Here is a 14,293-nt window from a genome sequence, read left to right on the forward strand (position 1 = left end):
GCGAAAGTCACATCGGACAACTGGTCTGGAGGACGCAATGAAACTCTACGCCCACCCCTTCTCCTCCTTCTGCCAGAAGGCGCTGATCTCCTTTTACGAGAATGACATCGCCTTCGAATACCGCACGCTGGAAGATCCATCGGCCAATGCGGAACTGCTCGCCCTGTGGCCTCTCAAGCGGTTCCCGGTTTTGCAGGACGGCGAGACGACGGTGCTCGAATCCTCGTCCATCATCGAATATCTGCAAGCCTATTACCCCGGCCCGGTTCGCCTGATCCCCGACGACGCCGCAGCCGCCGTCGAGGTGCGGATGATGGATCGGGTGTTCGACAACTACGTCTCGACGCCCCAGGGCCGGATCGTCTTCAACTCGATGCGCGCCGAGACCGACCGCGACCCGCTGGGCGACGCCGAGGCGCGGAAAATGCTGGAGACGACCTACGCCTGGCTGGATCAGCGTCTGGCCGGACGCGAATGGGCCACCGATCATGGGTTCAGCCTGGCCGACTGCGCCGCCGCGCCTGCCCTGTTCTACGCCGACTGGACCCACCCGATCCCTGAACGGTTCGAGACGCTGAAAGCCTATCGCGCTCGGCTGCTGGCGCGCCCTTCCATCGCCCGTTGCGTGGACGAGGCCCGCCCCTATCGCGACTATTTCCCGCTCGGCGCACCGGATCGCGACTGATCGCGACTGAGACGTCTCGCGCCATTGATCCTGCGATGTAACCGGTTACGGTGCGGCAAAATAGAAACGGATCAGGGAAGCAGGAAGCATGGCGAACGTCCGTCTGGTCGACGTGAAGAAGGCGTTCGGCGCCGTCGAGGTGCTGAAGGGCGTCGATCTGGAAATCGCCGACGGCGAGTTCATCGTCTTCGTCGGCCCATCAGGCTGCGGCAAGTCCACCCTGTTGCGGACCATCGCCGGGCTGGAAGAAGCCACGACGGGCCAGGTCTCCATCGGCGACCGCGTGGTCAACGACCTGTCGCCGTCGGACCGGGGCATCGCTATGGTGTTCCAGTCCTATGCGCTTTATCCGCACATGACGGCCTATGAGAACATGGCCTTCGGCCTGAAGCTGGCCAAGACGGACAAGGGCGAGATCGACCGCCGCGTCCGCGCCGCCGCCGAGGCGCTGAGCATCACCGACTATCTGGACCGCAAGCCCAAGGCCATGTCGGGCGGTCAGCGCCAGCGCGTCGCCATCGGCCGCGCCATCGTGCGCGAACCCGAGGTCTTCCTGTTCGACGAACCCCTGTCCAACCTGGACGCCGCCCTGCGGGTGCGGATGCGCTACGAGTTCGCGCGGCTGCACGCCGAGCTGAAGACCACCATGATCTACGTCACCCACGACCAGGTAGAGGCCATGACCCTGGCCGACCGGATCGTGGTGCTGAACGGCGGCCGGATCGAACAGGTCGGCGCGCCGATGGACCTGTACGACCACCCGGCCAACCTGTTCGTTGCAGGCTTCATCGGCAGCCCGAAGATGAACCTGCTGAGCGCCGAGATCGTGAAAGCCTCGGCTGCTGGCGCGACGCTGAAGACGTCGGCAGGCGAGACAATCCGGGTCGCCGTGGACGCCGCAGCCGCCAAGCCCGGCGATGTCATGACCCTGGGCGTCCGCCCCGAACACCTGACCACGACCGGCGACGGCGATGCGTTGAACGCCGAGGTCATGTTCGTGGAAACCCTGGGCGCCACGACCATGGCGCATCTGAAGCATCCGGCATCGCAAGACACGCTGACGGTTCAGTTGGCGGGCGAACTGCGCGCCAAGGCCGGCGAGCGATTGACACTGCACGTGCCCGCCCGACAGGCGCACCTGTTCGACGCGACCGGTAAGGCGTTCCAGAGACTCTGATCCCTCTCCCATTGGGAGAGGGCTTGAGCGCCCGAGAGCGTAGCGAACGGTCTTGCGCGAAAGGATGAGGGTCGCGGTTGTGCGACGTCACTACCACCCGCCCCTCATCCGGCCCTTCGGGCCACCTTCTCCCAATGGGAGAAGGGACATCGATAGTCAGCGCAACTCCACCCGCCGCGTCCCAACCGGAATGACCAGTTCGTCACCCGCCCACGTCGCCGCGCGGCCGTCGATCCGCAACTGCTCCGGCCGCCCCTGCCCCGCCGGCCATTGCAGGACGAACCCGCCCGGCGGCGTCGCCCCGTCGCCCAGGGTCAGCACATACCCCTGCCGTTCCTTTCGATAGCCATAGGTCAGCGGCCCATAGGCGGTGCGCAGACCCTTCACGCCGACGCCTTCTTCCGTATCCAGCCAAGCCTCCGGCACGCCCGCCGCCAGCACTAGGGCATGGTCACGGTCCCGCTCATAGGCGAACAGGTCCAGCGCCGAGCGGACATAGTCCGAGCTGATCCAGGCGTGGGGCATATCGCCGATGAAGCGCGGCTCGCGCTTCTCGTGCCCCACGACTTCTGCCCAGCCGTTCCAGGCCTCGGGCCGGCGATCGGCCATCAGGAAGTCCATCACTGCCAGCGCGCGGTCCTTCTGACCCAGCCGCACGAAGGCCCCGACCAGCCGCCATTCGTAGGGGGTATAGTCCTTCCAAGCCGTGCGATTAGTCAGCCGGTTTTGGAAGTTTTCCCAATAACGGTCGAAGGTTCGCGCCATCAGCTCCGGCGGCAGATTATCCTGCTCACCCGCCGGCGACAGGGCGATGGTGGTCGAGGTGGCGTCGAAATCGCCCCGGTCGGCCGCGCCGGCGATCCAGTCGATGTCGTGATGCGCCGCCGTCGCCGTGATGGAGGCGCGGATGTCGGCGGAGAACTGATCGCGCGCCTGTGCATAGCGGGCGGCAGAGTCCGCATCGCCCAAAACCTCGGCGATGAAGACCGCGTCCTTATAGCCCAGCAGGCCCCAGAAATCGTCCCAGTAGGAATAGGCCGTTTTGTCCGAATAACCCTCGTGGCTGATCGTCGGCGGCAGCAGGCCGTAGAGATGCCGCTGATCAGGCGCCTGGAACGCCACCGTCCGGGTCGAGGCGCGAAGGTCGTCCATATAGGCGATGGCCTTCTGCACCTGGGGCCAGACCTGACGCAGCAGAGTCTCGTCGCGGGTGTAGCGATAGGTCTCGGCGGCCAGGAAGACGAACTCGCCATGGCTGTCGTTCTCGGGCACGGGGTCGGCGCCCCTCGCATCGACGCAGCACGGCACCTTGCCGTTCTCGAACACATAGGGGGCGTACCAGCGCAGATAGTCGGCGGAATGCTCGGCCATGCCCAGCCGGTTCAGCCCCTCGGCCATCATCGCCCCGTCGCGGATCCAGGAGCGGTTGTAGCTGCGGGTGCCGGGCTGAAGAATCGGCCCCTGACGCGACATCAGCATATGGGCCAGCGAAGACTTCAACGCGTCCTCGATCCGCTGGGCGGCGGGCGGCAGGGTCAGCTCGACCCGGTCCAGCTTCTCGCGCCATTCGGCGGCCAGCCGTGTCTCGACCGTATCCAGAACCGCGGCCGCCTGCCCCACCGGCTCGGGTGCCAGATCCTCGCCGGACAATTGCGACACCCAACCGACCGTGCGCGTCTCGCCCGGTTGCAAGGTCAGATCATAGGTCAAGGCTCCGGCGGCCAGGCCGGTCGCGTCCGTCGTCGTCAGGGCCTCGACGGCCGGTCGCCGCGCGGACGGCAGGATCAGGGATTGAGGGTCGCTGCCCCCATCGAAGGTCGCGAGCGCGACCTGATCCGGCGTCGCCAGCGGCTGCACCCGAACCGTGTCGTTCAACGCCAGTTCGGCGCCGTCCCAGACGATGGTCTCGACCGGACTGACGCCGCCGGGAATGGCCAGGAACTGGCGCGGTGCATTCACCTGCATCGGCCGGGCGGCGAGGGCCAGGGTCAGGGTGCGCGGCCGAGTGGAGGTGTTGGTCAGGTCGTAACGCCCCCACAACTGCGCCTGATCGGCCTGACCGTCGGCGAAGCTGGTGATCTTCAGCGTCCAGTCATCGGCGGTCCAGGTCACCGACGGGATCGGCAGGTCGTTGTCCTTCAGCCCCTGTTCGATACCGACGTCGGCCCAGGTGATCAGCCGCCCGTTGTCGACCACGAAGGGCTCGATACTGGGGCCGGCGCGACGCAGTTCGATGCCGCCGTCCTCGCCGATCAGGCCGCTCTCCCCGCCCCCATCGACCCCGACCAGGGTCCAGTAGGACTGCTCGCCGGAGAAGCCGCGCGGATAGAGGCCACGCCGGTTCTCCTTGGCCACCGCCTCGACGAAGACCGTGGGGTCGGCGCCGAAGGCCAGGGGTTCGACCTCAATCTCGTTCAAGGCATAGGTCGCCGCCTGGGTCGCGTCCAGCCGCTGGCCAGCGCCGGACGAACCGACCACGTCCGGCGTCGGAACGGGCTTCAACGGCTCCAGCTTCAGCCAGCGCGCCGTCGCCTCGGGCGTGCGCAACCAGTCGACGCCGCCATTGCCGCCCTGGACCGTGGCCAGTTCGCGCCAGTCCCGCCCGTCAGTCGAGGCCGAAACCCTATAGTCCGCCGCCGCGCCTCTTTCACCCCAGCGCAGGGTCAGGCCCCCGAACTCGCGCTCATAACCCAGGTCCAGGGTCAGGGTCGACGCCTCGCCCACCGGCGGGCTCCAGGCGGTCTTCAAGTCCAGATCGACGGCGTTGGCGGCACCCGTCTCTGCCCGCACATCGCTGGCGACCGGCTGGGGCGGGACCGGCGGATCGACCGGCAAGGCGCGCAGGGAAAGCTGGTCGATCTCGACCGATCCCTTGCCGCCGTCTGCCGCGACCACGACGAACTCGACCCGCTCGGCGCGACGCAGCACCGTCTCGGGACTGGGCCCCCAGGCCTTGGACACCTGGCGGCGCTTGATCACGAACCGGGTCCAGCCGTCGGGGAAGTCATAGCGCGCTGTCTGCTTCCACCAGACATTGTCCGCCGAGGCGTCGGTCAGCTTGACCTCGAAGGTGTTGGTCGGCCCGGCGCCGCGCACCCAGAAACTGATTTCGTAGTTGTCGGGCAGGTCGAACGGCAGCGGCCGGCTGAGCACCGCATAACCCGCCTTGCCGTCGAAATCGTAGTCGAGCCGCACCGCCCGTCCGTCATGCCCGGCGACGGCGGAGACGGCGGCGTGAACGTCGGTCGAGGCGCTGGCCTCCCAACGCGCGGCGTCGTCCATGGTGTCGAGCACGCGCGTCTCCTGCGCGACGGCTGGGGCGGCCATCAAGGCGGCGCTGAGCGCGAAGATGGAGGTCAGGATACGCATTCGGATTACTCCAATGAGCCCCTCCCCCTCGTCGTCATCCTAGGCCTTGTGCCTAGGATCCAGAGACTCCGTCGAAACCGGGGACGCACGTCCGCCACCGGGAGTCTGGATCCTCGCCACAAGGGCGAGGATGACGATTATTGAGGGGTAGGTCGTTTCAGATTCAGCCCTTCACGCTGCCCGCGAGCATGCCGCGGATGTAATAGCGTTGCAGGGCGAGGAAGAGGATCAGCACGGGCGCGACCGTGACGACGGCGCCGGCCATCATCAGTTCGATGTCTTGGACATGCTCGCGCGACAGGGCCGCCAAGGCGACCGGCAGCGTATAGTTCGACTGGTCCGTCAGGATGATCAGCGGCCAGAGGAAGTCGTTCCAGCTTCCCAGGAAGACGAACAGGCCCAGGGTCACGATGATCGGCTGCAAGGTCGGCAGGACAACGCGGCGGAAAATCTGGCCCTCGCTGGCGCCGTCGATCCGGGCGGCCTCCAGCATCTCGTCGGGAATGCTCAGCGCGTATTGGCGCACCAGGAACAGGCCGAAGATCGAGGCCAGCCACGGGACCAGCGCCCCGGCGTATGTGTTCACCAGACCCATCCCCTTCAGCATCAGGAACAGCGGCAGGGTGCCGATCTGGGCTGGGACCACCAGGGCGGCGACCAGGAATTGAAACAGCCGCTCTCGCCCCGCGAACTTCAGCTTGGCGAAGGCGTAGCCGGCCGGGACGGTAAAGCCGAGCGCCAGGATCGTCGCCAATGTCGCCAGGGCGAAGCTGTTCCAAAGATACCGCCCCATGCCCTGGTTCAGGAACAGGTCGCGGTAATGCTCCAGCGTCCAGTGGGACGGAACCAGCGGCGGCGGAAAGACGGCGGCCTCGCCAGTCGCCATGAGGCTGACCGACACCATCCAGACCAGCGGGAACAGAACGACCAGCGCGATGAGGGCGACGGCGAGATTGAGGAGAAGGCTTTTGATTTTCACAGGCCGCCTTCCTCCATTGCCGTCATCCTAGGGCTTGTCCCTAGGATCCAAACTCCCGGCGTTCGACGAGGGTGCAGGATGCGGACACACCGGGAGTCTGGATCCTCGCCACAAGGGCGAGGATGACGGACTTGAAGGGACATTTTCACTGATACGCCCCCACGCGCTTCGCCACCGCCAACTGGACCAGGGTAATCGCCAGGATGCACAGGAACAGGACGAAGGCCACGGCGCTGGCGGAACCCAGGTTCCACCATTTGAAGCCCTCTTCGTACATGAAGTAGAGCACCGTCACCGTGCTCTGGGCCGGCCCCCCTTGGGTCATCACATAGGGTTCGGCGAACAGTTGGAAGAAGCTGGCGACCGAGATGATCGAGACCAGCAGCATGGTCGGCGCAATGGCCGGCAGGGTGACATGGCGGAACTGTTTCCACGGCCCTGCGCCGTCGATGCGGGCGGCCTCATAGAGGTCGTCAGGCACGGTCTGAAGAACCGCCAGGAAAATCAACATATTGTAGCCGAAGATCTTCCAGACCACGAACATCAGGATGGCGGGGATCGAGGTCGACGGGTCGCCCAGCCAGTCCACGGCGGGCAGGCCGATGCTCTCCAGGCCCCAGTTGATGACGCCGTATCGGGTGTGCAGCAGATAGCGCCAGACCACCGCCGTCGCGACCAAGGTGGTGACGTAGGGGGCGAAGAACATCACCCGCCAGATCGGCCGCCACTTCACCACCCGCGCATTCAGAATCACCGCCGCCGCCAGGGAGGCCGCAATGGAGAGCGGCACGCCCAAGACCGCGAAGGTCAGGGTGTTCTTCATCGCCCCCCAGAACAGGGGATTGGTCAGCAGCCGCTCATAGTTCTGCAAACCGACGAAACGCAGATTGTCCAGGTTCGCCAGGGCGTAGATGTCGAAGTCGGTCAGACTGAGCAACAAGGCCGCGATCACCGGAATGGCGAAGAACAGGCCGATGGCGATCATGGCCGGAGCGACGAAGACCCAGGCCGCCCGTTCACGGGCGCCGCGTCCCCGCGACGGCCTGACCTTCGCGAGAGTGGGATCGACGACGGTCATACGGCCCTGCCCTGTTCCATCATCCAGCGGCGCTTCTCCAGCAGTCGGTCGGCGCGGCGGTCGATCTCGGCGGCAGCGGTCTCAGGGCTGTATTCGCCGCGCACCATCCGTTCGGCGACGATCTGCATCTCCGTCACGATCCGCTCCCATTCCGGCACCTTGGGCACCGCCTTGGCGCGCGACAACTGCCCCCGGAAGGGCGCCAGCATTGGGTCGCGTTCGACGCCCGCGATGTCCCAGGCGCTCTGGCGCGCCGGCAGGTCGCCGACGATGGTGTTGAACCGGGCCTGCACGGCCGGCTCGGACAGATAGCGGACCAGGGCCCAGGCCGCGTCCTGATGCGGCGAGGACTTGAACACCGCCAGGCTGGACCCGCCCGGCGCCGAGGCGCCCAGGCCGTTCGGTCCCGGCACGCCGGCGGTGGCCCAGTTCGGCTGGAACGACGCGGGCAGCTTGTCCCGGAAATCGCCCACGCTCCACGGGCCGGAGAAGTAGAAGCTGAAATAGCCCTTGGCGAACTCGGTCCAGACGTTGGAAATCTGCGTCGCCGAGGCCAGAGGCGCCAGCCCTTCCGCAAACAGGCTGCGGTAGAAGCCCAGGGCCGCCACGAAGCCGGGGCTGGAGAAATTGCCCCGCGTATCCCCGTCGCGCAGCAGCGGCTCGTCGATCTGAAGCCCGAACGTCAGCAGTTGCTCGAACTCGTTCAGCGGCAGCAGGATGGCGAAGTCAGCACCGCCCGCCACGCGCTTGATCCCGTGCATGGCCCGCTTCCATTCGGTCCAGTCCTCGGGCGGCGCCTCGAACCCGGCCCGCGCCAGCAGATCCTTGCGATAGAACAGCAGCCGGGTGTCTACATACCAGGGCGTGGTCATGGCCCGTCCGGCGATCTGGTTGGTCTCCAGCACCGCCGGGAACTGATCGGTCAGCAGGTTGGCGGCTTGCGGCGGGGTCGGCGACAGGGCGCCGATGGCGCTCAGCTCCGCGACCCAGGTATTGCCGATCTGGCTGACGTCCGGCAGCGACGCCCCGGCATAGGCGGTCAGCAGCTTCTCGTGCGCCGCCGTCCACGGCAGGGGCTGAACCGAGACCCGGACGCCCGGATTGCGCCGCTCGAACTCGGGCATCAGCTGCCCGACGGTCCCGCCCTCATTGCCCATGGCCCAGAAGCGCAGCACGGTCTCGCCCGACCGGCGCGGGGTGCAGGCCGCAGCCGCCCCTCCCGCCATCATGGCCAAGGCGGCGCGCCTATGGGCGGTCTGCGTCATGCGTTCAGCCATCCGCCGGTGAAGCCCGAAATCTCAAGCCCGCGACGGATATTGGGCTCGCCGCGCATATAGCGCCAGACGAAGTCGGACCTGTGGTTCTCGGTCATGATGACGATCGGCCCCTGGTCGATGCCCAGATAGTCGCCGTCCACCCAGCCGACGCCGTCCACGATCTTGCCGTGCTGCAACGGTCCGTCGCGCACCGTCAGGGTGGGGTTGAAGCTGTCGAGGAAACCCCACTCGGTATAGATGCCCGTCCCGTATTTCTGCTTCATCGCCTTGACGCAGGGCACGACGATCTCGGGCGCGAAGGCGATGGAGCTGGCCGCCGCCGTAGGGGCGATGGTGCCGTCGTCGCGCTCTCCCGGCCCGCGCGCGGAATAGCTGAAGAACTCGCGTTCCTTGCCGTCGATCACCTGTTTGAAGTCGCCCGGCCCGTCGCAGGCCGTCAGGCCCCAGACCTCGGACGAATAGCCGGCCCAGCCCGCGACATTGTCGTGGGCGTATTTCTGCTGGGCATAGACGGCGCGGCGGCTGTTCTCGAAATAGTCCAGTTGCTCGCCCAGTTGGGCCGACTGCCCCCGCATCCAGGCGTCCTGAATGCCGCGGAAGTCGATGAACATATGGCTGTACTGATGCCCGAAGATGGGCGCGAAGTTCAGGTGCCAGCTGCCCCAGCGGTCAGTCCAGCTCTCGTCGTAGCTGGCGGCCCATTCGTGCCAGACATTGACCGACACCGGATGGGTCGGGCTGCCCACAGCCAGCAGCAGCACCAGCATGCCTTCGTTATAGACGTGCCAGTCCGAGGGGATGAAGCCGCTCTCGGGATGCCAGCCCATTGTGATGCGGTTGTCGCGGATCACGGCCCACGGCCATTCGATCCGTTCGTAGATGGCCTGGGCCTTCTGACGGATTTCCGCCTCGTCGGCATGGTGGCCGTCGAAATAGCGGGCGGCGAACAACATGCCCCCGATCAGCAGGGCCGTATCGACCGTGGACAGCTCGTTCTGCGCGAACCGCAGCCCGGTCTGCATGTCGAGGAAATGATAGAAGAAGCCCTTGTGGCCCGCCGTGCCGGTCGCTTCCGGCCCCTGCGGCAAGTCATGGAAGAATCGCAGCGTGGTCAGGGTCCGCTCGCGCGCCTCGGCCCGGCTCATCCAGCCGCGCTCCACGCCCACCGGCCAGCAGGTCAGGGCAAACCCGACCGCCGCCACCGAACAGAAGGACGGCGTCGGCCAGCGATCCGGCGTCAGACCCGTGCGCCGATCCGTGACCTTCTCGAACCAGCGGAACGTCCGCTCCTGAAGTTCCTCGATCTCGCGATCCAGCCGCAGAGGCCGCCGCTCCGTCCCGTTCACCGCCCCCGTCACCGCCGCATTCACTGCCTGCTGCGCCGAGGCCATTACGGGAAAGCCAACGGCCAAAGCCGCAGCGCCTGTCGTGGTTCGCATCAGGAAGTTTCGACGATTCATAAGCACGCTCACTGGGTCTGCATCAAAAAAGAAAGGCCGCCTTTCGACAAGCGAAAGACGGCCCAGGCTCAGGGTTTAGAAGGAGTAACGCAGGCCCACCTGGAAGCTGCGCGTCGGCAGGAAGACCCCCGTTCCCGCGCCGTATCGTGGGCTGTTAAAGCCGGTGTCGAACGCGTTGAAGTTGGTGAAGTTGAAGATGTTGATCGCGTCGGCGATGAACTCGACCCGCTGTCCGCCGAAGACGTCGAAGCCCTTGGTCAGGCGCAGATCGACCTGGCGATAGGCGAAGTTCAGACCCGGCAGGAAGGCGCGCTTCTCGGGGTTCCCGGCGTTGAAACAGATGTTGGGGCCGCCGGCCGGTGCGTTCGGGCAGTCGTTGATATTGTACGGCAGACCCGAACCCAGGGTGACGATACCCGACAGCAGGAAGTCGGCGGGCAGGCCCAGGGTGCCGGACGCCACGATGCGGTGACGCTCGTCCGTGGACGATCGGTACTCTGGCGACAGTTCAGGCGTGTTGTAGTCGAAGTCGAACGCGCCGTAGCCGTTGTCGCGGCTGCCGTTCTGGGTCGCGTCCATATAGGTGTAGGCGAGGTTGAAGCCCCAGCGATCCTCGGCATTGTAGGGCTTGTCGGCCGTGAAATAGATCGCCTTGTAATCGCGCTCCTTGTCCGTGTTCTGGAAGAAGATGCTGTTGCGGAACTGCGAGAAGCCCACTGATGTCGGGCTCGGCCCGTTGAATCGGCCACCCGTCTCGGTCAAGGCGTTGGCTATGTACCAAGCCGATTCACCTTCGGTGTGCCCAGCGGCCAGCGTCAGCGCGGTCTGCCAACGACCGAACTTCTGACGCACGCCGATGTTGAATTGATCCGTGCGCGGCGGCTCGAAATCGTTCTTCATCAAGAAGACCTCGCCGGCGCCAGGATCGGCGGCGAGCAGTGGGTCGAGACCGGCGGGCGTCAGATAGGACGCATTCCACGCCACGGTCGGCGTAAAGGCAGGATTACCGTCACCGTCTGTGCCCGTCTGGATGGGCGACCCGTCTCGGGTGAAGTAAAGCGTCTTGTTGAACTGGAACGGCTTGAACCTCTCATCGAAGGCGAAGTTGAATCCGATGCGGTCGTAATAGCGGCCGGCGCCACCGAAGATAACCGTCTGCTCGTCACCGAACACGTCATAGGAGAATCCAAAACGGGGTTGGAAAGCGCCCGTGAACGCCTTGCGATCCCCGTCCGAGATGTAGTCCGATGGATTGAAATAGGACGGGAAGTCGTAACCCGGCAGATTCTGGATCGCAGCCAGCATGTTACGGATAGAGTCCGGCGTGCGGTAGTCATTATTGACGGCGTTGTCCTCGTAGTCCCACCGGATGCCGAGGTTGATCTCAAGCTTGTCGGTGATCTGCCAGTCGTCCTGAATATAAAGACCGATGACATTGTTATCGACGTCGACCGACGGGACCGCGACACCAAGGTTTACGGCGACCGGAATTTCCCGGCTGCCGTTGATCTCAGGAAGCGCTTCGATATCGTACACGAACGTCGGGTTACGTCCGAAATCCTTCTGCACGAAATAGTTCTGCATCGAGTATTTCGCACCGATCTTGATTGTGTGCGTGCCCATCCAGGCCAGATCCGGGATCGTCAGATCGTTGCGGATCGTTGTGCTCTTCTGCTCCAGGAACTGGGCGTCGGCACGACCACCGGCCGTGAAGACCGTCGAATTTCGATCGTTGACGTTGTACTGGAAACCGTCGTCGGGGTCGTCATTGGCATCGTTGAAGATGACGTATTCACGGCCATAGTCCGAGCCGTTGATCACCGACTGTTCATAGCTCGACTTCAGGTAGTCGATCGCGAACTCGTTCAGGAAGCGCTGACCCTGGAACTGGTGCCGCAGGTTGAAGGCCTGGGTCTCACCATTGTTGCGGGTGGCGCGACTCGGGGCGTTCTGGCCGCTGGCGCCGCGGATGTCCTCTTCCGTCTTGTATTCGGTGCTGAACTCAAGACGCTGACGGTCGTCAATCTGCCACGACAGCTTGCCGAAGAAGACGTCCTGTTCGTAAGGCGTCGAGACCGTGCCCAGGTCGCCCGCGAAGAAGTCGTTGTATTCGGTGCGGTTCAGGAAGGACTGGGCCACCCGTTCCTCGTCCTTGCGCTCATAGGCGCCGAAGAAGTGCAGGCGGTCCTGGATGATCGGTCCACCCAGGCTGGCGCCGTACTGCAGACGACGCACCGGAGCCTTTTCGCGGCCGTCACGCTCGGATACCTGATCCTGGGCGACCCAATCCGGGTCTTGGAAAAAGACAAAGGCGTCGCCGTGGAACTCGTTGGTGCCCGAACGGGTCACGGCGGTGACGATAGCCGAACCGGCCTGTTCGTACTCAGCCTTGAAGTTCTGGCTGATGACACGGAATTCCTGCACGGCGCCCTGCGGGAAGGGCGTGCCGCGGCTGTCGTCCTGGCCGGCGACGCCCCCGTCGCTGATCAGCGACTTGCGGTTCTGACCGTCGATGAAGACGTTGATCGCCTGGGCGGTCTGACCGCCGGCGGAAATCGTCCGCTCGCTGTCGTCTTCGGTCACGCGCAGACCCGGAGCCAGGGCGGCGAAGTTCAGGAAGTTGCGGCTGATCTGCGGCAGGTTGTTGATCTGCTGCTGCGTCACGTTGGTGGCGACTTCGGGCGTGCGAACCTCGAAGACGCGGCGACCGGTGACGACGATCTCGCCCAGTTCGGTCGCGCCGTCCGTCGCTGCTCCTGTCGTAGCGGCCGTGGCGACGTCCAGGTTCAGCGTGCCAACCTGCCCCAGCGAAAGGGTGACGGTCTCCTCCGCCGTCTGACCGTCCGCGCTGGTCACCTGCACCCGATAGGTGCCGGGACGCAGGCCCGAAAGAACATAGCGGCCGTCGGCGCCGACGCGCGAACGGGTCGCGTAGCCGGTGGAGACTTCGGTAGCGACGACCGTCGCACCGGCTTCTACGGTTTGGCCGTCATAGACCGCGCCACGTAGCGTCGTCGTTGCGTTCTGCGCCTGGGCGGCGCCGACGAACGCCATGCTGATGGCGATAGCCGATGCGGCGGCCAAGGCGGCCTTACGCGTGTTGAACTGGTTCATCCTGAGCTCTCCCCTCCTGATGGGATCGGTTTTCAGCGACATGGCTGGCCTACCCTTTGTTGAACCTGGCGGACGATGCCGCCGCGGTGGATTGGCGTTCGACCAGGATCGGACGAACGATTTCGCAAGCGGTGTCCGGTGTCTCGGCGGTCTGGCCGGCCTGGACGAGACCGATGAGGCGTTCGACGCCTCGACGGCCGATTTCCGCGATATTGACGCGCATGGTGGTCAGCGCGGGCCGCATCAGGGCGGCGATGGGCACGTCGTCGAAGCCGATGACGGCGATGTCTTCGGGACAACGCACGCCCGCTTCCTGGAAAGCCAGAAGCGCGCCGACGGCCATCATGTCGTTGGCGGCGAAGACGGCGTCGGGCCGCTCCGACATGGCCAGCAACCGGGTCGCGGCGCGGTGACCGGAGGCCTGGGAGAAGTCGCCCTCGACGATGATCGGGGGATGTCCGTTCAGCGCCGCCGCATAACCCGCCGCGCGGGTGTCAGCTTCGATGTTTCCGGCGGCGCCGCGGATGTGGGCGATGCGACGACGTCCCGTGGCGATCAGGTGTTCGACGGCGCAGACGGCGCCGCCGTGGTTGTCGATCATGATGGCGGCGCGTCCCGCCTCGGCCGTGCCGCCATTCATCAGCAGCACGGGCATGCGGCCAGCGAACTCGGACGCCAGGTTCGCCGCGCCGAGATGGGGCGACAGCACGATCATGCCGTCCACTCGCCCCCGCATCGACCGCACGGCCGCCAGGGTGTCGTCGGCGCCGTCGTGCGAGCTGGAGACGATCAAGTGTTTGCCATGGGCGCGGGCGGCTAAGTCCATGCCCCGGATCAGCTCCGAGAAGAACTCGCCGAACAGATCGGGCAGAATCACGCCGATGGTGTCGTTCTTGCTGGTCGACAGGCTGCGGGCGCCGAAGTGCGGCACGTAACGCAGGTCCTCGACGGCATCGAGCACGCGCTGGCGCGTCGCGTCTGAGGTCACGCCCAAGCCATTTAGGACGCGGGAGACGGACGCCACCGACACCTGGGCGCGTTCGGCCACGTCGCGCATGGTGGCGGCCTTGGCGAAAGGCGAACCCTCATGCGTCGCAGACGGCGCTGCGGTTGGCGCGGCCATATCCAATCGGTCTCTCCCTGCTCCCTACCGT

General features: G+C 65.5%; 9 protein-coding genes. 2 read left to right on the top strand and 7 right to left on the bottom strand.

The window, feature by feature from the left end:
- The first annotated feature begins 37 nt into the window (after positions 1-37).
- Positions 38-685: a glutathione S-transferase family protein gene (locus ACZZZD_RS05100; RefSeq protein ID WP_463433216.1), complete on the top strand. Its 648-nt coding sequence runs from the start codon at positions 38-40 to the stop codon at positions 683-685.
- A gap of 88 nt (positions 686-773) precedes the next feature.
- The gene (locus ACZZZD_RS05105) at positions 774-1,862 is read left to right on the top strand and encodes an ABC transporter ATP-binding protein (protein WP_463433218.1); all 1,089 of its coding nucleotides are present in this window, start codon (positions 774-776) and stop codon (positions 1,860-1,862) included.
- Positions 1,863-2,018: 156 nt separating this feature from the next.
- On the opposite strand, the gene ACZZZD_RS05110 is transcribed toward ACZZZD_RS05105, so the two are convergent.
- The 7 genes from ACZZZD_RS05110 to ACZZZD_RS05140 form a co-directional block, all read right to left on the bottom strand.
- Complete coding sequence (locus ACZZZD_RS05110) at positions 2,019-5,231, bottom strand: discoidin domain-containing protein (RefSeq protein WP_463433220.1); 3,213 nt, start codon at positions 5,229-5,231, stop codon at positions 2,019-2,021.
- Positions 5,232-5,394: 163 nt separating this feature from the next.
- Positions 5,395-6,210: a carbohydrate ABC transporter permease gene (locus tag ACZZZD_RS05115; protein WP_463433222.1), complete on the bottom strand. Its 816-nt coding sequence runs from the start codon at positions 6,208-6,210 to the stop codon at positions 5,395-5,397.
- A gap of 145 nt (positions 6,211-6,355) precedes the next feature.
- Complete coding sequence (locus ACZZZD_RS05120; RefSeq protein ID WP_463433224.1) at positions 6,356-7,288, bottom strand: carbohydrate ABC transporter permease; 933 nt, start codon at positions 7,286-7,288, stop codon at positions 6,356-6,358.
- On the bottom strand, positions 7,285-8,553 hold the full coding sequence (locus ACZZZD_RS05125; RefSeq protein ID WP_463433226.1) for a sugar ABC transporter substrate-binding protein: 1,269 nt from the start codon (positions 8,551-8,553) through the stop codon (positions 7,285-7,287). The genes ACZZZD_RS05120 and ACZZZD_RS05125 overlap by 4 nt, the downstream gene beginning before the upstream one ends.
- Positions 8,550-10,004 (bottom strand): glucoamylase family protein, encoded by a 1,455-nt coding sequence (locus ACZZZD_RS05130; protein WP_463433228.1) that lies wholly within the window; start codon positions 10,002-10,004, stop codon positions 8,550-8,552. Before ACZZZD_RS05130 ends, ACZZZD_RS05125 begins: the two co-directional genes overlap by 4 nt.
- Before the next feature lie 96 nt (positions 10,005-10,100).
- Positions 10,101-13,139 carry a TonB-dependent receptor gene (locus ACZZZD_RS05135; RefSeq protein ID WP_463433230.1) on the bottom strand — a complete coding sequence of 1,013 codons (3,039 nt, stop codon included), beginning with the start codon at positions 13,137-13,139 and terminating at the stop codon, positions 10,101-10,103.
- Positions 13,140-13,188: 49 nt separating this feature from the next.
- Entirely contained in the window at positions 13,189-14,262 is a 1,074-nt protein-coding gene (locus tag ACZZZD_RS05140) for a LacI family DNA-binding transcriptional regulator (protein WP_463433232.1), read from the bottom strand.
- Positions 14,263-14,293: the final 31 nt, after the last annotated feature.

The organism is Brevundimonas sp. AC546, assembly GCF_979258305.1.